Annotated in this window: 17 protein-coding genes; 6 read left to right on the forward strand and 11 right to left on the reverse strand. The window is 45.0% G+C overall.

Annotated features, from left to right (window positions below):
* Nucleotides 1-227 (forward strand): IS3 family transposase (locus KDM92_RS03300; RefSeq protein ID WP_212683006.1); only part of this gene is annotated, 227 nt, incomplete at its 5' end.
* Between the two features lie 67 nt (nt 228-294).
* On the opposite strand, the gene KDM92_RS03305 is transcribed toward KDM92_RS03300, so the two are convergent.
* The 9 genes from KDM92_RS03305 to rpmH all read right to left on the reverse strand — a co-directional run bounded on the left by KDM92_RS03305 (nt 295) and on the right by rpmH (nt 9,341).
* Complete coding sequence (locus tag KDM92_RS03305) at nt 295-1,218, reverse strand: M48 family metallopeptidase (RefSeq protein ID WP_230408155.1); 924 nt, start codon at nt 1,216-1,218, stop codon at nt 295-297.
* A gap of 83 nt (nt 1,219-1,301) precedes the next feature.
* Nucleotides 1,302-2,840 (reverse strand): MFS transporter, encoded by a 1,539-nt coding sequence (locus tag KDM92_RS03310; RefSeq protein ID WP_212683007.1) that lies wholly within the window; start codon nt 2,838-2,840, stop codon nt 1,302-1,304.
* Nucleotides 2,840-3,448: a methionine biosynthesis protein MetW gene (metW, locus tag KDM92_RS03315; RefSeq protein ID WP_189345627.1), complete on the reverse strand. Its 609-nt coding sequence runs from the start codon at nt 3,446-3,448 to the stop codon at nt 2,840-2,842. Before metW ends, KDM92_RS03310 begins: the two co-directional genes overlap by 1 nt.
* Nucleotides 3,445-4,572, reverse strand: a complete 1,128-nt coding sequence (metX, locus tag KDM92_RS03320) for a homoserine O-succinyltransferase MetX (protein WP_212683008.1) — start codon at nt 4,570-4,572, stop codon at nt 3,445-3,447. The genes metW and metX overlap by 4 nt, the downstream gene beginning before the upstream one ends.
* 385 nt (nt 4,573-4,957) lie before the next feature.
* Nucleotides 4,958-6,370 (reverse strand): tRNA uridine-5-carboxymethylaminomethyl(34) synthesis GTPase MnmE, encoded by a 1,413-nt coding sequence (mnmE, locus tag KDM92_RS03325; RefSeq protein WP_212683009.1) that lies wholly within the window; start codon nt 6,368-6,370, stop codon nt 4,958-4,960.
* A 162-nt stretch (nt 6,371-6,532) separates the two neighbouring features.
* Nucleotides 6,533-8,251 (reverse strand): membrane protein insertase YidC, encoded by a 1,719-nt coding sequence (gene yidC / locus KDM92_RS03330; RefSeq protein ID WP_212683010.1) that lies wholly within the window; start codon nt 8,249-8,251, stop codon nt 6,533-6,535.
* 36 nt (nt 8,252-8,287) lie between these two features.
* The gene (gene yidD / locus KDM92_RS03335) at nt 8,288-8,578 is read right to left on the reverse strand and encodes a membrane protein insertion efficiency factor YidD (RefSeq protein ID WP_212683011.1); all 291 of its coding nucleotides are present in this window, start codon (nt 8,576-8,578) and stop codon (nt 8,288-8,290) included.
* Nucleotides 8,575-9,030, reverse strand: coding sequence for a ribonuclease P protein component (locus tag KDM92_RS03340; protein ID WP_329603121.1), 456 nt, complete (start codon nt 9,028-9,030; stop codon nt 8,575-8,577). Before KDM92_RS03340 ends, yidD begins: the two co-directional genes overlap by 4 nt.
* Nucleotides 9,031-9,206: 176 nt before the next feature.
* Complete coding sequence (rpmH, locus tag KDM92_RS03345; protein WP_061535510.1) at nt 9,207-9,341, reverse strand: 50S ribosomal protein L34; 135 nt, start codon at nt 9,339-9,341, stop codon at nt 9,207-9,209.
* Nucleotides 9,342-10,050: 709 nt separating this feature from the next.
* On the opposite strand from rpmH, the gene dnaA reads away from it, so the two are divergent.
* The 4 genes from dnaA to KDM92_RS03365 all read left to right on the forward strand — a co-directional run bounded on the left by dnaA (nt 10,051) and on the right by KDM92_RS03365 (nt 17,825).
* Complete coding sequence (gene dnaA / locus KDM92_RS03350) at nt 10,051-11,457, forward strand: chromosomal replication initiator protein DnaA (RefSeq protein WP_189345618.1); 1,407 nt, start codon at nt 10,051-10,053, stop codon at nt 11,455-11,457.
* Between the two features lie 453 nt (nt 11,458-11,910).
* The gene (gene dnaN, locus KDM92_RS03355) at nt 11,911-13,017 is read left to right on the forward strand and encodes a DNA polymerase III subunit beta (RefSeq protein ID WP_189345617.1); all 1,107 of its coding nucleotides are present in this window, start codon (nt 11,911-11,913) and stop codon (nt 13,015-13,017) included.
* 235 nt (nt 13,018-13,252) lie between these two features.
* Nucleotides 13,253-15,772 (forward strand): DNA topoisomerase (ATP-hydrolyzing) subunit B, encoded by a 2,520-nt coding sequence (gene gyrB / locus KDM92_RS03360; RefSeq protein WP_212683012.1) that lies wholly within the window; start codon nt 13,253-13,255, stop codon nt 15,770-15,772.
* A 172-nt stretch (nt 15,773-15,944) separates the two neighbouring features.
* Nucleotides 15,945-17,825 carry an ATP-binding protein gene (locus KDM92_RS03365; RefSeq protein WP_212683013.1) on the forward strand — a complete coding sequence of 627 codons (1,881 nt, stop codon included), beginning with the start codon at nt 15,945-15,947 and terminating at the stop codon, nt 17,823-17,825.
* 97 nt (nt 17,826-17,922) lie between these two features.
* On the opposite strand, the gene KDM92_RS03370 is transcribed toward KDM92_RS03365, so the two are convergent.
* Together KDM92_RS03370 and KDM92_RS03375 are read right to left on the reverse strand one after the other, a co-directional pair.
* Nucleotides 17,923-18,936 (reverse strand): hypothetical protein, encoded by a 1,014-nt coding sequence (locus KDM92_RS03370; protein ID WP_212683014.1) that lies wholly within the window; start codon nt 18,934-18,936, stop codon nt 17,923-17,925.
* A gap of 31 nt (nt 18,937-18,967) precedes the next feature.
* Nucleotides 18,968-19,963: a hypothetical protein gene (locus KDM92_RS03375; RefSeq protein WP_212683015.1), complete on the reverse strand. Its 996-nt coding sequence runs from the start codon at nt 19,961-19,963 to the stop codon at nt 18,968-18,970.
* A 103-nt stretch (nt 19,964-20,066) separates the two neighbouring features.
* On the opposite strand from KDM92_RS03375, the gene dcm reads away from it, so the two are divergent.
* On the forward strand, nt 20,067-21,167 hold the full coding sequence (dcm, locus tag KDM92_RS03380; protein ID WP_212683016.1) for a DNA cytosine methyltransferase: 1,101 nt from the start codon (nt 20,067-20,069) through the stop codon (nt 21,165-21,167).
* Nucleotides 21,168-21,269 lie beyond the last annotated feature (102 nt).

Consider the following 21,269-nt stretch of genomic DNA (forward strand, 5'->3'; position numbering starts at 1 on the left):
TAATCCAGAGTATGTCACGCAAAGGTAATTGCCTCGATAATGCCGCGATGGAGAGTTTCTTTGCCGTTTTAAAGACAGAGTTCTTTTATCTCAATAAATTCACAAGTGTCGAGCAACTTGAACGGGGTATCAAAGAATACATTCACTACTATAATCATGAGCGAATCAAACTAAAACTAAAAGGGCTGAGTCCTGTTCAATACAGAAATCAGCCCTCCTATGCATAACTAACAAACTGTCCAACTATTTGGGGTCACTTCATCTCCAAGCTTTTTTGTTTAGAAACAGATGCGATCACTGCACGTCAGGTATACCTTTTACATTACTACGATATGGTGGCAAGTTCGCCAAACTAACACCTTTGGCGCGCGCATATAAGGGCATGACTTCAGGAAAGTGCTTACGGATTTCTTTAATTCGATCTTCACCAGCAGGGTGAGTGGATAACCATTTCGGTGGTGCTTTTTGATTCACCAAACCCATCTTTTGCCATAAGGTCACACCAGCGCGTGGATCAAATCCTGAACGTGCGGCTAAATCCATCCCAACGATGTCGCCTTCTGTTTCGTCTTCACGAGAAAATTTGAGCATCGCCACATTACCGGCAGTACCAGCAATTCCAGCAACCATGTTACCATCATAGCCTTTCGATTCAGCGAAGATACCAAGCAGTTTTGCTGCTCCACTCATTGCCATCGATTTGCCTGCTCGCTCTGCACCGTGTTCACGTAATGCATGGGCAATTTCATGTCCCATAATCATCGCCACTTCATCATCTGTTAACTTGAGTGTATCGAGAATGCCGGTGTAGAAAGCGATTTTTCCGCCAGGCATACAATAGGCGTTAATTTGTGTCGAGGCGATCAGATTGACTTCCCACTTCCACTCCTTCGCACGCGGATTCCACGGCAAAGCGAATGGGATCATCTTCTTTGCGATTGCGCGTAAGCGTATCACTTGCGGATGATTATCCGGCGCTAGCTCACGCTTTTGCTGCGCGGTTTGCATGGTCTGCATATATTGTTGCGCAGCTTGCCCTTCTAGTGCACCGCTGGGAACAATCTTACGCATTATCGACATCTTGCCGACATTCACTCCCTCTTGCGGCGCATTATTCTGCGCCAACACAGGTAAGCCGTAGATCAAACCAGCGGCAAGTAACAAAGAAGTAGATAAAGATTTCATAGCAAAATGATGATGTTTAAGTATTTTCATCATAACACTCTCCATTTTTTCTGACTGCAAAGTATTGTGAATTCAAATGTTCGCAATGCCAACAAGGTCTCAAGCACACAGGCGTATCAAGCAATCAATTTTGAAGCAGATGCCGCATCATTTACCTTGCTTGCATTACCTGCGTTGTTCGCGCTTTCTAATACTTGCTTAATCCAAGGCAGCATCAAATAAGCAGGGAACGCAAGTACAAACGTCAACAAGAAGTAGGAGGTATATCCCATCTCTTGCGCACCAACCCCACCTGCCCAACCAGCAATTGAACGTGAAAAAGCAAAAATGGATGACAAGATCGCATATTCTGTTGTGGCTTTCGATTTGTCGACAATCGCCATCATAAACGCCAAGAATGCACCAGTACCCAATCCCTGTGTCAATGACTCAATCGCACTCGCACTATACATAATCGCCTGATGTGACAATGCGATTTCGCTACCTTGCGCAACTTGCGGAATCGACATCGCCGCGATGACATAGCCTAAATTAGAAAATGCTTGTGTTAATCCAAGCAACCACAAACCTTTGTAAATGCCAACGCGATCGGTATACCAGCCACCAATCACACCACCTGCTATCGACAATGCCAAGCCCAAGTTAACCGAAATCATACCGATCTGCGTATTCGTAAAACCACTATCAACCCAGAATGGTTTAATCATAAAACCAATCGAGGAATCGGCTAATTTGAAGATGAGAATAAAGCAGATAATCACAAACGCATGCTTGCGATTTAGCAGTGAAATCAATGCACCGAAGACGGGACCGTTTTGCAATGATTCCCAATGTGTCGCAGAGATGCGCTGAAATCCATAACGGAAAATAAATGCAGCCAATAAAATCAAGGCCACAGGAATCGATTTAAACCACCAAGTTTTTTTCAATACGGCGATGGATTCAATACTTAGCGCATTCATAATCGGCCACAACAAGGCCAAAATAAACATCACGATCGACAGCATGAGTGCAGGGCTTTCAGTAAGAAAACCAAATTCCTGATTTGCACTAACTTGATTTAAATTCGGATTACGCGCATCTTCTTTCGGTGCTGTCAAACTTAGTATCGCCATGCCAACAAAAATCGCAGCTGACAACCAATAAGTCGCATTCCATCCAGCATAATCCGAGAACCATAACAAAGCACCTGCGGTTAACATGCCGACACGGTAAAACCCAATCCGAAATCCGTTAGCTAATCCATACTCACGCTTATCGAGTCTTTCTATCGTATAACCATCAATCGCAATATCATTGGTTGCTGACAATACCGTGAATACACCGATCGCTACCCAAACACCAGAACCAAAGCCAGCGTTATAGGCGAAATACATCATCACCAAGCCCATGCCAATATCGACCGCAGCCATCCAATAACGATGCCGGCGCGTGTAGTCAATAACCGGTGCCCATAAAAACTTCAGTGACCACGCCAGTCCAAGCAAGCTGAGCAAACCAATCTTCGATAACTCAACCCCCTGCTGCCTAAAATACACGGGAAATAAATCGTAAAACAATCCCAAAGGAAAGCCTTCTGAAAAATACAAAAGACTTACCCAGAACAATTTGGAACGTAATAAATGCGATTTCGCAGCAGGTTCAATTTGATTCATTATGCAGACTTCTTGCGTAAACGGAAAACCGCAAGACTACCACGCAAATTCGGTAACCAGTGTATCTGTTTGCCTTCATGTAAAGCGACGCATTCCATCACTTCTAAGCCAACATCATCCGCTAAATCGGCAAAGTCATAAATCGTTGCACAGCGTACGTTTGGTGTATCGTACCATTCAAATGGCAAGGATTTCGACACTGGCATTTTGCCGCGCAACAATGCGGTGCGATGAGGCCAATATCCAAAGTTGGGGAATGAAACAATCGCTTCGTTGGCAACCCGTGCAATGTCGCGCAGCAAAGGCTCAACGTGCTTCATCATTTGCAAAGACGATAAACACAAAACAGTATCGAACGCATGTTCGGCAAAAATGCTCAAGCCATTTTCCATATCTTGTTGAATCACATTGATACCACGCTTGGCGCACTCTAGGACTTTGTCATCGGCGATCTCTATACCATAGCCTGTGCATTGCTTATCGGTTTGCAGATACTCAAGCATGACGCCATCACCACAGCCAACGTCCAATACGTGAGCCTGTGGCGCAATCCAATCGGCAATAAACGCTAGATCTGGTCGTAACAACTTCAATTCTTGAACGTTCATGCAAACTCCTGCGCAATGCGATTGTAATAAGCAGCAATAAAATTCAGGTAACGCGCATCATCTAACAAGAAGGCATCATGTCCGTGAGGCGCATCAATTTCTGCATAGCTAACAGTACGTCGATTATCCACCAAAGCCTTCACAATTTCACGACTACGCTCAGGTGAAAAGCGCCAATCGGTAGTGAACGATGCCAACAAAAATTGCGCCTTCGTCACGGCCAAAGCCTTACTCAAATCACCGCCATGCTCGCGTGCTGGATCAAAATAATCGAGTGCTTTGGTAATCAACAGATACGTATTCGCATCAAAATAATCCGAGAATTTATCCCCTTGATAGCGTAGATAAGATTCGATCTCGAACTCGACACCATAGCCAAATTGGTAGTCGCCTGTTTTTAATTCACGACCAAATTTTTCTGCCATATCGTCATTCGATAAATAGGTGATATGGCCTATCATACGAGCAACACGTAATCCATTTTTAGGCACAACTTGATGCGCATAAAAATCGCCGCCATGAAAATCGGGATCAGTCAAAATCGCCTGACGCGCAACATCATTAAATGCAATATTTTGTGTAGATAATTTTGGCGTTGAGGCGATCACCACGCAATGACGCAAACGCTCAGGAAATAAAATACTCCAAGCTAAAGCTTGCATGCCACCGAGTGATCCACCCATCACAGCAGCAAACTGCGTAATTCCCAGCACATCAGCGACACGCGCTTGTGCGCGTACCCAGTCTTCTACCGTAACAACCGGAAAATCTGCGCCATAAGGCTTGCCAGTCGCGGGATTGGTATGCATAGGCCCCGTTGAGCCAAAGCATGAACCCAAATTATTGATCCCGATCACAAAGAACTTATTCGTATCGAGCGGCTTACCTGGCCCCACCATGTTGTCCCACCAACCAACATTTTTTGGTTGATCTGCATAATAGCCAGCGACATGATGCGAGGCGTTCAGCGCGTGACAGACCAATACTGCATTTGATTTATCGGCATTGAACGTGCCGTAAGTTTCCACCATCAAAGTGTAGTCGGCGATACTCGCGCCGCTTTGCAATGGCAAAGCTTCGGTGAAGCGATACGCTTGTGGCGTGACGATTCCAACGGATGACATAAGCTATTCCCTAGAGACCAAGGGTCTCAACTTTAAAAAACATCTTCTAGGACTTAAGCAAAATTGCGTTGACTAGGCACGGCGAACGAGACGACGTCAACGTCTATTTGTATAAGTTCTAATTTAAAAGGGGGCTAAAAGAGGGGCTGAATGGAGGAAGGTACTGCCGCATTCAAGCTCGCTTTAGCCGTATTTATTTGCTTAACTATCTATTTAGATAATCAAACTGCGCCCGCAAGCTGATTTCAAATCGGCGCAATGTGCGAAGGATAACCAAGTTAGCGTCGCAGGTCAAATTACTTGAGCTGCCAACATTTAGCTTGGAAATCCCTTTTTGATCTCGACGCAAAGTCGTCGAGATCAAAACAAACCTTAAATAACGAAACTATTTCCCGATACAAAACCGTGAAAAAATGACGCCCAGCAAATCATCCGAGGTGAATTCGCCCGTAATGCTATTTAACCTATCCTGCGTCAAACGCAACTCTTCTGCAAATAAATCCAAGGATTGATCATTTTGCGCGGCATACGCAGCAGCTTGTTCCAAATGCTCATGCGCATGTTTTAAGGCAATTAAATGACGTTCACGCGCTAAATACAATGATTCACCAGTCTGCTGCCAACCTGCTATTCGCAACAGTTCATGTCGTAACAAATCCATACCCAAATGCTCTTGCGCCGACAAGTACACTTGCGTCAAATCATTGACAGTATCGACACTAGGATGATGGCCGGAAATGTCAATTTTGGTCCAAACACAAATCACCGGAACGTCATCGGGAAAGCGTGCCGCGATTTCCTCATCGGCACGGGTGGGACCGCGACTCGCATCAAGCAAATGCAAAATCACATCGGCTTTTTGTACTTCGTTCCAAGTACGCTCTATGCCTATGCGCTCTACCGCATCAATCTTATCGACGGTCTCGCCAAACTCTGGTTCATCCGAATCGTGGCGGATACCAGCGGTATCAATAATATTGAGTGGTATTCCTTCAATATGAATCGTCTCTGTGACCTTGTCACGCGTCGTGCCAGCAATCGGTGTCACGATCGCGATATCGTCGCCGGCCAAGGCATTCAATAAAGAGGATTTACCGACATTAGGTTGCCCTGCTAGCACCACATTCAAACCTTCGCGCAACAAAGCGCCCTGCGCTGCTTGTTCAAAAACTGCACGTAAGGCTTTTTGAATTTCACTGAGTTGACCACGTGCGTCGGATTTTTCTAAAAAATCGATTTCTTCTTCAGGAAAATCCAAAGTGGCTTCAACCAGCATGCGTAAGTGCACTACTTTTTCAACCAACTGATGAATCACTTTTGAAAACGCCCCCGACATCGATTGCGATGCCGATTTGGCAGCGGCTTCCGTCGATGCTTCAATCAAATCAGCGACCGCTTCGGCTTGCGCCAAATCGAGCTTATCGTTCATGAAAGCGCGTTGCGTAAACTCACCGGGTTCAGCCAAACGCAAACCAACTTCTTTACCTGCCTCTAGGCAGCGACTTAGTAGCATCTGCATCACCACTGGTCCACCATGTCCCTGCAATTCGAGAACTTCTTCACCAGTATAGGAATGTGGTGCTTTAAACGAAATCGCCAAACCTTGATCGATCACCGTGCCATCCGTTTGTGTGAAATCAAGATAGGTCGCATGTCTTGGTTTCAAGACGGAGCTACCAAACAAATTGTGTAGGATCTCACTGAGATCTTTACCGGAAATACGAACCACGCCAATACCGCCACGACCTGGAGCGGTAGCGATTGCAACGATAGGCGTACTGTCATAAGAATGTGTCATGGGGAAATTCTATCCTTGCCAACAAGAGAGTTGTTGAAATTTTGCCGCCTTCTATGCTGAGTGATGTATCGTAAACACGACATGATCTGCAGCAAAAAAAGCCTTCTTTAATAGCAAAAAAGCCCATATTTATGGGCTTTTTTGATGTGATCGATGAACTGCTTATCGATGTTCAGGTGGCACTATTTTATTGTTAATAACCCACTGCTGACCAATAGACAAAATATTATTCACAACCCAATACAATACCAAACCAGATGGGAAGAACACGAACATCACCGAGAACAACAAAGGCATAAACAACATCATTTTTGCCTGAATTGGATCAGCAGGTGCTGGGCTCAACTTAGTCGTGATGTACATCGAAATCATGTACAAAATTGGCAGCACAAGATATGGATCTGGCTTAGTCAAATCAGTAATCCAACCGATCCAAGGTGCGCCGCGCATTTCAACCGATGCCTGCAAGACCCAATATAAAGCCAAGAAAATCGGCATTTGAATCAAGATAGGTAAGCAGCCGCCGAGTGGATTAATCTTCTCGGTTTTATACAACTCCATCATCGCCATATTCAATTTTTGTGGCTCGTTTTTGTACTTCTCTTTTAAAGCCGTCATTTTTGGCGTGACGACTTTCATTTTCGCCATACTGCGATATCCAGCCGCAGACAATGGGAACAAAGCCAACTTAATCGCAATCGTAAATACCACGATAGTCCAACCCCAGTTGCCGAGGAATTTATGCATAAATTCCATAATCCAGAACATCGGTTGCGCGATCATCGCGAAGTACCAGTAGTCTTTAACCAAATCCAAACCTGGTGCAATTTTTTCTAACACTGCTGATTCTTGTGGACCAGAATACAAACGCGAATCCATTGTGGCGGTGGCACCAGGCGCGACATTGCCCAACGCAACAATACTGCCAACCGCATACAAGTTGGTGTCCACTTTTTTCGTGAATACCTCACGTGCCACTTTGTCTTGCGGAATAAATGCAGATACAAAGAAATGCTGAATCACAGAAACCCAACCGTCATTCGCTTTCGTCGACAAAACTTCTTTACCTGACTCGATTTTCTCGAAATCTAACTTACGGAATTTCTCTGCATCGGTGTACACAGCAGGCGCGTAGAATTCCACGTTACCGGTGAACATACTTCCGCCAGTTGGCTTGGTACCGTCATGAATCAATTGCATGTACAAAGATGGTGCGATCGGTGCCGCAGAATTGTTTGTCACTGCATGTTTGACATCGATTAAATATTCACCTTTTTTGAAAGTGTAAGTTTTCGTCAGAGTCACACCATTTTGTTCAGAAACCAAGACCAAGCTCAATTCCTTCGCATCGCCCAAAGTACGATTGCCTGGTTGCGCCACGAAACCAGATTTATGATTGGGGAAATTACCGCCCACTAAACCCGTCTGTGCTTTGTAAATACGCGCTGGGACAACCACATCTTTAGTGCCACTAAACAAGCCAAAGAAACCTGTTTTTTCTTTACGAATCTGGTCACCACGTTGATCGAATAAAACCACATTTTGGCTTGCATCAACGCTATCAGGATACTTCAACAATTCCAGACGCTTAATCTCGCCACCAATCGTATCAATATCCGCTTTCACGACGTCGGTAGTAATCGTGATAGTTTCACTCTTCACTTCAGTCGATGCCGCCGCTGCATTCGCAGGAGCTGCTGTAGTTGGGGCACTTGCGGAAGCAGCACCCGCAACGGCAGAAGCATTCGCTGTTTTCGCTTGTTGCGAAGGAGTCGCGGGAGAAAACATGGATTGTTTTCCGTTATGACGCATCCAGTTATCCCATAGGAGTAACAGAGACATCGAGAAAATAACCCAGAGGACGGTACGCTTTATATCCATTTTATCCACTTGTGTATGTGTTAAAGATCGAAAAAGTTAACTATGTTGACTGAGACTTGATGTGGAGGCATTTACTGATTTTTCATCCCCACTCACTACAGAATCTTGGCCCGATTTAGGTGGCACGAGATCAATTCCGCCAGGATGCCAAGGATGACACTTGCAAACCCGCTTGCAAGCCATCAGCGAACCTTTAGCCGCGCCATATTCACGAATTGCATCCGCTGCATATTCTGAGCAACTAGGATAAAAACGACAATTTTGTCCTAGCATAGGACTAATCGCGAGCTTATATCCACGAAGTATCAGTAGCAGCAGCTTTTTCATGGTGCGCTCGATATCGTTAAATTGGGAGATGAATTGATCGGCTTCAAAGAAGCCCTTTGCGAGACAAACAGGCGCAAAACCTCAACCCGCAAATCACGCTTCAATTGCGCGTTGGTCGCAGGACCGGCTTTACTATTGACTGGCTTCGATAAACGCACAATGCAATCCACATTCACTAGATTAGACTGTCGAAAAATCTCACGCGTCACACGCTTGATCATATTGCGCGTCGCTGCGCGCGGTGCAAAACGTTTTGCCGCAACGACACCAAGACGGGCATGCGGCAAATCGTTTGGGCGCGCATATAATACAAAATGCGCTGTTTTTTGCACAGGACGTAAACGAAAAGCGGATGAAAACTCATCCGCTTTAAGAATTCGTCGCTCCCGGGCAAAACTACCGCCGGACAACTGATATTGAGCTAGGTCAGGATTGGCAGTCAAATTAGTCACAATAATTTTTAAACCTATTGAATCAACTAATTGACGATGTATCCGACTAGTCGCTCGGTATTCAAGAAATTCAATTATAGGGAGATAGTGCAAGGCGTTTCCCGCAGCAATACTTGAGTATTGCGAGGACAAACAACGCGGCAATATCCCCTAGAATTGGATTTATTGGATGCCGATTAAGCTGCTAGGCGCTTACGGCCTTTAGCACGACGTGCGTTCAAAACTGCGCGGCCACCACGTGTTGCCATACGAGCGCGGAAACCGTGAGTGCGCTTACGACGAACTACGGAAGGTTGATAAGTACGTTTCATGTTGATCTCACTATTTGAGCAAAAAATAAATCGGAATTACGGGTAATAGTGCATGCGCCGTTGCCTTGATGTGGCCCTGTTATGGAAGAGCACCCAATAAACAATAGCAACACGCTATTCACACGATTACTGCCCCAAAACCGCTGCTCATGCTTAGTTTCATCTTGTGGTTTCGCTCTTATCATCAACAAACTATCAAGATAGCGTCAAGACAATAAAAGCACACATCTAACAAAACAGGGTAGGGAACCCGTAATTAGACACTATTTTTCAAGCGACTGTCAATCCATTTGACCGCTTTTATTCGTTTTCAAGGAGTATTAACGAAAAGAAATTTCACCTCGCCTGTGGATAACTCTGGCTGCGAAGAGTAGAATAGCGGGGTCTGAAGTATTGCCGTAACACAGCGTCATCTGAACAAAATTTCAATTTTATTTTTTGCGTAAGCCACCACACACATTCGCTGAATTAATGGCGAATTTGCATAAATCAGGGCAATTTGCTCCGCTATAATTAAGCGACAATTTGGACGATGTTGCTTGGCTCGAACAAAATAAGATAGGAACAGCAATGAATGCAAGCCAAGGCAACTACTCATTAAAAGTGGAAATCGCTCACCGGTAAGCGCGCTAATAAGAAGACGCGATATTAAGGAGTCGATTTTGAAAAGAACAAAAACTTAAGCATTAAGTAAACAGTAAAGCGATTCATGGAAAATTTCTGGCAAGCCTGCTCCTCACAACTCGAACAGGAACTCACGCCTCAACAATTTAGTGCTTGGATTAAGCCATTAACCGTGGTGGACTTTGAAGAAGGTCTGCTGCGTATTGGCGCACCTAATCGCTTTAAACTGGATTGGGTCAAAGCCCAATTCGCCAGTCGTATCGCTGAGTTCGCCGCGCAGTTTTGGGATGATACGGTGAATGTCGAATTCATCATTGATCCACGCGCTGGCAAAAAACCAATCTCAACCACAACACCACCCGCTAACGCTGGTCAAGGTAATGGGGCTGATCACGGTCAGCGCACCTCGCAAATTGGTAGTAATGATTTAGTCGCGCCAGATCCAATCCCAGAAACAGCACCACGTCGTGACAATTCACGGATTAATTTTGATCTGACTTTTGATAGCTTTGTCACTGGTAAAGCGAATCAATTGGCGCGCGCAGCGGCAATTCAAGTCGCAAATAATCCTGGCGTATCGTATAACCCACTATTTTTATATGGTGGCGTTGGTTTAGGTAAAACGCATTTGATTCATGCAATTGGCAATCAAATTTTGCACGACAAACCAAATGCCCGGATTCGTTACATCCACGCCGAACAATATGTGCGTGACGTGGTGACGGCGTATCAGAAAAAAGGGTTCGACGATTTCAAACGTTATTACCATTCACTCGATTTATTGCTAATCGACGATATTCAATTCTTCGGTGGCAAGAGCCGCACGCAAGAAGAATTCTTCTATGCGTTTGAAGCGCTGATCGCCGCCAAGAAACAAATCATTATCACCAGCGATACCTATCCGAAAGAAATTTCGGGCATGGATGACCGCTTGATTTCACGCTTTGATTCGGGTTTGACGGTGGCGATTGAACCACCAGAACTAGAAATGCGTGTCGCGATTTTATTAAAGAAAGCCTACACCGAAGGCGTACAGTTTTCGGATGACGTTGCCTTCTTCGTCGCCAAACATTTGCGCTCCAATGTGCGTGAACTAGAAGGTGCATTGCGCAAGATCTTGGCGTACTCTCGCTTCCACGGCAAAGACATCACGATTGATGTCGTCAAAGAAGCCTTGAAAGATTTATTGTCAGTACAAAACCGCCAAATCTCGGTTGAAAATATTCAGAAAACAGTCGCCGATTTTTTCAATATCAAAGTCGCGGATATGTATTCCAAACGTCGGCCAGCGAATATCGCGCGACCACGTCAGATTGCGATGTATTTGGCAAAAGAACTAACGCAAAAGAGTTTGCCGGAAATCGGTGAATTGTTTGGTGGACGCGATCATACGACCGTGCTGCACGCGGTCCGCAAGATTGCGGCAGATAGAGCGAAAAGTCCTGAATGCAACCATGAGATTCATGTGTTGGAACAGACTTTGAAGGGGTAATTAGCAACTGGAATGTTCCCTCTCCCGCAAGCGGGAGAGGGTTAGGGTGAGGGAAGTTCAGCAAGAAGAAAGAGTATTAGTATAGTTGGCGTGAAGGATCAATATTTTTAACGCTAGGCAATGCGATTACTGGATTCTGAAATACCCTCATCCCCTACCCTTCTCCCGCTTGCGGGAGAAGGGAGAGCAAGCAAGAATAAGTAGTAATTAGCAGCAAACCCGGCGTAGGATTTACGTAAAATTGGCCACACGAATGATGGGCAGTTTTTCGCAAGTCCTCCCAATGTAGCAAAGTAGGCGACGTAGTGCTTACGCAAAATTGCGCTGGTTAGGCGCGGAGCCGAAGACAGTGCATTTGCACGGCGAGGCGAACGCAACAACACCAGCGTCTGTTTTTCGTAAGACCTATGATGAAGCATCCTTTAACATTGAATTAACAAGTGAGGATATAAAATGCAATTGGTCAAAACCCACAGGGATACCCTCTTACGGCCCCTGCAAATTGTAAGTGGTATTGTCGAGCGTCGGCACACTTTGCCGATTCTGGCCAATATTCTCATCCGCAAAGACGGCGAAAAAGTGTCCTTTTTATCGACCGATATCGAAGTCCAAATTACTACGCATGCGGAAATCGGTTCGGGTGGCGAAGTGACTGCGACCACGGTTGCAGCACGCAAATTACTCGACATCTTGCGCGCACTGCCTGATGACAATGACGTCACCTTGAAGCTCGACAACAAGAAGATGACCGTGCAATCCGGCAAATCGCGTTTCTCTTTGCAGACTTTGGCAGCGGAAGAATTTCCAACCGTCGCCCAAGCGGAACATTTCAATGCCAGTGTCAGCTTGCCACAAAAAGCTTTGAAGCATTTGTTCAACATGGTGCATTTCTCCATGGCGCAGCAAGATATTCGTTACTACTTGAACGGCTTGTTATTAGTCGTTGATGGTAAAAACGTGATTGCGGTTGCAACCGATGGTCACCGTTTGGCGTATGCACAAGTCGAAGTCGAACAAGAATTCGCGCGTCAAGAAGTCATCATTCCACGCAAAACGATTTTGGAATTACAGCGTCTGTTAGAAGACAAAGACGAACCAGTTCAACTCGACATCGCCAACAATCAAGTCAAATTGACGTTTGCTGATATCGAATTAATCTCCAAATTGGTCGAAGGCAAATTCCCTGACTTCAATCGTGTGATCCCTAAAGGTTACAAAAACAATTTCACCTTAAGCCGTGAAAAACTCCTGCGCTCTTTGCAACGTGTCGCGATTATGACTTCGGACAAATTCAAAGGCGTACGTTGCGTGATCGAACCAGGTTTAATGCGCATCTTGTCCACCAATGCGGATCAAGAAGAAGCGGTTGAAGAAATCGAAATCGATTACGGCGGCGATAGCGTCGATATCGGCTTTAACGTGACGTATTTGTTAGATGTCTTGAACAACCTCAAAGTCGATCAAATCAATGTCGCTTTGGGTGATTCCAATTCATCTGCTTTGATCACAATTCCTGAGAATGGTGATTTCAAATACGTTGTCATGCCGATGCGGATTTGATGTAACAAACCTCCCTTCTCCCGGGCACGGGAGAAGGGTCGGGGATGAGGGGCGTTCAGCAATCCATGAGTGTGAAAGAAATCAATCTTAAGATTCCATCACAATTTTGGTTTTTCTACGTACTCAACCACCCTCACCCCAACCCTCTCCCGCTAGCGGGAGAGGGAGCTAAAAAACAAAACAAAGCACTAAAAAATCGCAGCCAAAAGCTGCTTGTTAATTTCAGAAGGTAGCCATGTCAGAGAATACCCAAGACAACACACCAGCCGTTCCAGAACCAGCAAGTGCCGCAGCATCGGCTCAATATGGTGCGTCCTCGATTCAAATTCTGGAAGGTCTCGAAGCCGTTCGTAAACGTCCAGGGATGTACATCGGTGATACTTCTGACGGCACCGGTTTGCACCACTTAGTTTTCGAAGTCTTGGATAACTCCATCGACGAATCTTTGGCCGGTCACTGTACCGAAATCAACGTCACGATTCATACCGACAATTCGATTTCCATCACCGATAACGGTCGCGGCATTCCAACCGGTATCAAGTGGGACGACAAGCACGAACCAAAACGTAGCGCGGCTGAGATCGTCATGACCGAGTTGCATGCTGGTGGTAAGTTCGACCAAAACTCCTACAAAGTGTCCGGTGGTTTGCACGGCGTGGGTGTGTCTTGCGTGAACGCATTGTCCAAATTATTGAAGTTAACGATTCGTCGTGATGGCAAAGTCCACACTATGGAATTCGCCAAAGGTGTGGTCCAAAATCGCGAACTCGAAATGATCGATGGCGTGCAATGTTCCCCGATTAAAGTGATCGGCGAAACCGACAAGCGCGGTACCGAAGTGCATTTCTGGGCCGACGAAGAAATCTTCACGCACGTTGAATTCCATTACGAAATTTTGTCGAAGCGTATTCGCGAATTGTCCTTCTTGAACAATGGCGTGCGCATTAAGCTCAATGACCACCGCACTGGCAAAGAAGAATTGTTTGCCTTCGAAGGTGGTACACGCGGCTTCGTTGAATACATCAACAAAAACAAATCGGTCTTGCACCCAACCATTTTCCAAGCGACCGGAGAAAAAGTATCCGATCAAGGCACTAACATCACGGTCGACGTTTCCATGCAATGGAACGACGCCTACAACGAACAAGTGCTGTGCTTTACCAATAATATTCCGCAACGCGACGGTGGTACTCACCTCACTGGTTTGCGTGCAGCGATGACGCGCGTCATCAACAAGTACATCGAAGAAAACGAATTCGCCAAGAAGGCGAAAGTGGAAGTTTCGGGCGACGATATGCGCGAAGGTTTGACTTGCGTGTTGTCGGTGAAAGTACCAGAACCAAAATTCAGTTCACAAACCAAAGATAAGTTGGTGTCATCTGAAGTACGTGGCCCAGTGGAAGAAATCGTCACTAAAACTTTGACCGACTTCTTGATGGAAAAACCGAACGACGCCAAAATCATTTGCGGCAAAATCGTTGAAGCCGCACGTGCCCGTGAAGCCGCACGTAAAGCGCGTGAACTCACCCGTCGTAAAGGCGTGATGGATGGTTTGGGTTTGTCTTCCAAACTGGCCGACTGCCAAGAAAAAGATCCAGCGCTGTGCGAACTCTACATCGTCGAGGGTGACTCTGCGGGTGGTTCAGCCAAACAAGGTCGTGATCGTAAATTCCAAGCGATTCTGCCTTTGCGCGGTAAAGTCTTGAACGTCGAAAAAGCACGTTTTGAAAAAATGCTGTCGAGCGAACAGATCACCACCTTGATCGCCACACTCGGCACCAGCATCGGCCCAGACGAATTCAATGTCGAAAAATTGCGCTACCACCGCATCATTATCATGACCGATGCGGACGTCGATGGTGCCCACATTCGTACACTGTTGTTGACGCTGTTCTACCGCCAAATGCCATCCTTGGTTGAACGCGGCCACATCTACATCGCGCAACCACCGCTGTACAAAGTCAAAGCAGGCCGCGACGAACGTTATTTGAAAGACGATGCCGAAGAAGCTAGCTACATGACCACGGTGGCTTTGAATGGCGCCTCCTTGATTCCACAATCGGGGGCTGAGCCCATCGTCGACGAAGCGCTGGGTGAATTGGTCCGTCAATACAACTTGGCCAACGCCGTCATGATGCGCTTAACCCGCGTCATCGACCGCGCTGCCCTCACCGCCATCATGACTGGCGTCAGCTTGCAGCTCGACACCATGGACAACGCACAAGCCTCGGCCGCTGCTTTGCAAAAAGCGATTGGCGACCTCACCGTGAAAACCGCGGTACATACCGACGAACTCTCCGGCAACCTCAGCATTCGCATCGAACGCATGGTGCACGGTAACGTCAAAGTGTGCAGCATCGATTCCGACTTCGTGCACGGCGCCGACTACCGCGTATTGGCCGATGCCGCCAACACCTTCAAAGGCCTACTCGGCGAAGGCGCCACCATCCGCCGCGGCGAAGGCGACCGCATGAAAGAAGCCAACGTCGTCGACTTCCACCAAGCCATGGGCTGGCTACGCGAAGAAGCCGAACGCGGCGTCTCCAAACAGCGCTACAAAGGTCTAGGCGAAATGAACCCAGAACAACTGTGGGAAACAACGATGGACCCAACCGTTCGCCGCTTACTCAAAGTACAAATCGAAGACGCGATCGCAGCAGATCAGATTTTCACAACCTTGATGGGCGACGATGTAGAACCACGTCGTGCGTTTATTGAGGGGAATGCTTTGCGGGCTGGGAATATTGACGTTTGATCAGATAAATTAGAACCCAACGAGAGTTGGGTTTTTTTTGGGCGCTCATTTCGGCCTATTGTCCTTTATTGTGTCAGGCCGATCGGTTGTCATATGTGACAAATACCATGTGCCAATTTTGTTGGGTGAAGTCAGTGTGTTTTGAGATATTTTTAAAAGAGTTGAGAAGAGAATGACCGACATTAATTGGGAAATGAAGTTCGATCTGAACACACTTGAACATTTAGGGGTCAAGCTGTACACGCAATATCCTCCAATGATTGCCGAATTGATTTCAAATTCTTGGGATGCTGATGCGAAAGTAGTGAAGATTGAGCTATTTGATGAAGGTAACAAAAAAATTATCGTGTCCGATAATGGTCATAGCATGACCGCCGAGGAGTTGAACGATTGTTTTCTTACCGTTGGCCGAAATCGTCGTTTGTCTACTCAATCTGGTGTAAGTCAATCCGGGAGAGCTGTGTTGGGAAAAAAGGGCATTGGAAAACTTTCGATGTTCGGGATCGCTGAAAAGATCAAGATAACGACCATAAAGAATTCCGAGAAGAATGCTTTTGAAATGCATTATCCGACTATGAAATCTAGTGGTGGACGTTATTTGCCGAATCCTTTAATCAAGCGGCAACACACTAGTGAGGCAGATGGAACAGTCATTGAACTTGATGAGATCAAAAGAAAATCTCCATTTGATTCCCGAGCACTAGCAAATAGTTTGCCAAAACGTTTCTCGATTTTCGATGAACTCCATGTACAGATTTATCGTAATGGAACTTTAGAAGCGACGGTTTCTAATACAGATCTTTTCGAAGGCATAAGTAAGCAATTTGAATGGAACTTCCCGATCGATTTTCAGAATGGCTTTGATAGCTTAGATTATTGTATTAACCGAGGGATCACTGGTAAGTTGTTGACTTCTCATACTCCTCTAAACAAGTTGCAGCAAGGAGTCACCCTACTCGCTAGGAAGAAGTTGGTTCAAGAAAACGCCTACTTTGACGACAGATCTAACGATTATTTTCACTCCTATCTGTATGGATATTTGGAAATCGACTTTATCGATCAAGATAACGAGCTGGATAACGTCTCGACGGATCGCAAATCGTTGATTTGGGAAGGTAGTGAACTAGAAGAGCTCAAACAGCATTTAAACAATATCCTTAAGTTTGTTTCAAAAGAATGGCGAAGTCGCCGTCTTGTGGCTAAAAAAGAAAAATTTAAACAGACATATAAAGTAGACCTAGATCAATGGCTTCAAGAGTTGAGCCCAGTTGAGAAACCATTGGCAACGAAGATCGCTCATTCAATTTTAGGTAATGAAAATTTAGACGGAGAAAAAGCTGCGGCTCTCTTTGCGCATATTCAAGATGCCTTCTCATTACAGGGATTTCAAGAATTTGCACAAAAATTAGATGACTTGGGGGCTTTAGACGATTCTAATGCCATCAAACTTCTAGATGACTGGGGCTTTATTGAAGCCAAGGAAATGGCGAAACTATCAGAAGGCAGAATTAGTACAATAAATCAGTTTGAAAAATACATTCAGCAAAACGTATCTGAAACTAAAGTGATGCAGAAATTTTTGGAGAATTTCCCTTGGATACTCGATCCTCGAATGAACAACTTTGAGCGGGAAGTCACATACAGTAACTGGTTAAAAGAAAAGTTCCCAGAGGATAAACTTGAGGGGAGCAATAAGCGAATCGATTTTTTGTGCTCGAATACTAATGGGGCGATCCACATAATTGAACTTAAACGCCCGAGAATCAAGATTGGCTTGGAAGAGTTGAATCAATGCACACAGTACTTGGAGTTTATCAGAAGCAAACTTCCACATGGCGTTTCAACAGTTAAAGTAATTTTGATCTCCGAGAATCATAAATATGGTCCCGGCATCGAAGATATGGTTGATGCACTAAGAAAGGCTGGTAATTTCGAAATCAAGTCCTACAGCGACCTCTTAACCCAAGCGCGAACATATCACTCTGATTTCATTAAGAAATACGAGGAGATTGTGGACATCAAGTCTAAACAAAATAAAACACTAGAAATCTGAGGTGAAGCTGTCCTAAGGAACAGCTTACATTTAACCGATGTTGCGGCCCCTTCCGTGGCATTCGCAATAGTCTTCGCATCTACTTTCTTTCGAAATATCAGCTACTGGCCTTGAACAATTGTTGGAAATGTTGTTTCTGACAAATGTAGACGGGACTCGGGGTGTTCTTTGCCCTCATTCCTGGCCTTCCCTGTACAACTTTTTCCTCTTTGTTCGAATCAAATTTCGTCAATGAAATACAAAGCCAATCGACAAATTCTCTCTTAGTTTGGTCACTAATTTGCTTTACAACATACGCATAATCGGTTTTTGGATATGATAGATCCTTCAGAATCTTCATGCATTTAAAACGAGGAACATCTAAGCCAAAACCCACAGGGGGCGTCTTGGATAAATCCTTCTCTTTCACCTCTATAAAAGTGAAGCCATCTGGGTAAGTTTTGTTGGGATGTATCAAGTCAATGTCCGCTGGTTGCCCTTTAATTTTTCCAAATCCTAGGAAACCGTCAACGAGAAGTCGATCAACGTAAAGGTCTATGAGGTATTCAATTGGATACTGGGCGCATTTTTTTAACCAAACATCTTTAGTCGCTTTTTCTACTCTTGAAACGACATTCGGATTTCGCCCGCAATCTTCAAACTTCCCCAACAATTCAGACAAATTTGTAATTTGAAAGTTGCCGTCTACGAACGTGAAAACTCGAAATTTTGGAATTGGCAATGGTGTGCCGATTTTCATAACATCAGATCGATCCCAGTTTTCAAAATCGGAGAAATCCGATAAATTTTGAACATAAAATAGCCCTTTGTTTGGGAGCTTATCGAGCGTTGAGTATAGGTTTTGTAACGAATGGTCAGGTTCGAGTTGGTCGATCATGTAAACAACGGGCATATTCGTCGACTCGGCTTTTCTGACAGTTGGAATTAACCAACATGATGAGTAGATTCTCCTGTCGGGATTCCTTTTTTTTAGAAGTGTCGCAAGTTCGTATTCGGCACCGAAGCCTTTATATCTAGAGACATATGCAGATTCGCTCAAAACGTTGTTCGCAATGAGAACATGCATGAATTCAAGAGCGGAAATTTTTAACTTATCCGATTGAGAAAACATAATCAAGCCGTATCGTCAGAAAATAACATACTTAAAAGTCCAACGTGGTCCTCTTTTTTACGTCTTCTACATCCAATATTTTTTTCAAATCCGAATGAAGTTGTGAGAGTGGCCGTAGAAAGGATGTGCCGTTAATATTCAGTGGTAACGCAGCCCCTCTAGCGGCGTATTCGTCAACCACCTCTTGAAAAGTATTCGTATTGCTTCGCACTTGGTCGTCAGAGACCGCGATATCAGGAAGATACATCGCCAAGAAACCTACTCTTTGAAAATTTCGGATTTTCGATTGACTTGTGAATTCGTCTTTGCTTGTAAAGAACCCAACACCAAGGATGTCGGTGGTGTATCCAGAGGCGAGCAAACGTTCTCGAGCAAAGTTAGATTTGACAGACAGCCACAAATTGTTCGGTAGGCACATCAAAACAAAATCGCCGTACGATTGAACTTTTTGATTGCTTGTCTTGAAGAAGTTCGTGCCATCGATTAGAGAGGTCATTGCAAGTTCTAGCAGAGTCTCAGACACACCACCAAGGTTCGAAACACCGCTTTGTTTCTCGTTGTCCGTCTGTTGACGTGTCCAACGTTGAAAGTTCATTTTGTCGATGAACTGTTTTGCCTGCACAAAAGTTGCGGGTGTAATCTTGAATCCGTTGTAAATCTCGGTCGACCTGATTGCGAGTGATGACAAAAGGTGGATGTTTTGTAAGAGGTTCGCGAAGATAGGGAAATTCCAGAGAAAAACCATCATCGCTTTGTTTTCTGGTGCATTCTCCCAGTCCTTTGCGGAGATGTTCTTTTCGCCGAGCTTTCTCAGAGTAGCGATTTGGCTATCCGAGAGGACACCAAGAATGCTGATAATCGCTGGTCGCAATAAATCAAAGTCTATGTGAGGATAATTGCTCGTCGTCACGTCCAGCCGCTGAAACAAAAGATTGTAAATGGGCAGAAAGAACTCATCCCAAAGCGCGAGGGATCTATCATTTGTGACTGAGTTAGGAGGTGTGATTTTAATATTGAGAATTTTCATGCACGCAGTGTAATGAGAAATCGTGCAATTTCAAAATATGTTGTCGAGCCTAAGAAAAAGCAGGGTAAAATAATGTACCTTGGGTACACTTTTTTTCTCTGTCATGAAGCAGATACATATTAAGATGAATGATGAAACCCACACGAAATTACGAGTTCTTTGCGCGGAGAACAATGTGTCGATGCAGGACTTTGTAGTGCAAAATCTTCAAAGCGCCATCGAATCGAACACCACAGGATCGGAGTCATTTCGATTTATTGACCTATTCGCTGGAATTGGTGGAATTCGTTTGCCATTTCAAGAGCTTGGTGGTGAGTGTGTTTTTAGCTCTGAAATCGATAAATTCGCGAAGTTGACGTATCAGTCTTTTTACAAGGATTCTCCGCATGGTGATATAACAAAAATTGCACCAGTTGAAATTCCGAAATTCGATTTACTATTAGCAGGATTTCCGTGCCAACCTTTCAGCCAAGCTGGACACAAGAAAGGCTTCAACGATACTCGCGGCACAATGTTTTTCTACATCGAAAATATTCTGAGAACTCATCTCCCAAAGGCATTCTTGCTAGAAAACGTGAAAGGTTTGCGGAATCACGATAAAGGCAGAACTTTCAACATCATCGTAGAGACCTTGGAGTCGATTGGCTATAAAGTACAAACTCGAATACTCGCAGCACGAGATTTTAACCTGCCTCAAAATCGGGAACGGATATACATTGTGGGCTTCCTGAGTGAGGAACATGCTAATCGGTTTGCTTTCCCCGAGCCGATACCAAAAACAGTGAAGTTTGGCGATATCTTGGAAAAACGTGTCGATCCGAAATACACAATTTCCGATAAGTTGTGGAGTGGCCATCAGCGCAGAAAAGAAATGCATGCGACAAAAGGTAATGGTTTTGGCTATGGCTTGTTCAACGCAAAATCTGAGTATGTGAACACGATTTCCGCAAGATACTACAAAGATGGGTCGGAGATATTGGTTGAACAAAAAGGTAAGAATCCGCGCAAATTAACTCCTACCGAAGCGGCGAGGCTCCAAGGGTTCCCTGACCAAATTGTTGTGAAGGCCAAAGAGGTCGGTGTGTCAGATGCTCAGCTATACAAGCAGTTTGGTAATTCTGTCGCTGTAAATGTTATCAGAAATATAGCGTGCAACTTGGTTCGTGCGATGCTGCCTGAGACCAGTCGGGCCCCTGCTCCTTAGTGCTAAGATGGGAAACTTGCCTCTAGGGCGCATCACTATTGGAGACAAAGGAAGTGACAAATCAATTTGTTTGTAGTCCTTTGTGCTTCTCTATAAGAACGC

It is taken from the genome of Affinundibacterium baiyunense (assembly GCF_018139645.1).
GTDB classification, from domain to species: Bacteria; Pseudomonadota; Gammaproteobacteria; order Burkholderiales; family Burkholderiaceae_D; genus Undibacterium; species Undibacterium baiyunense.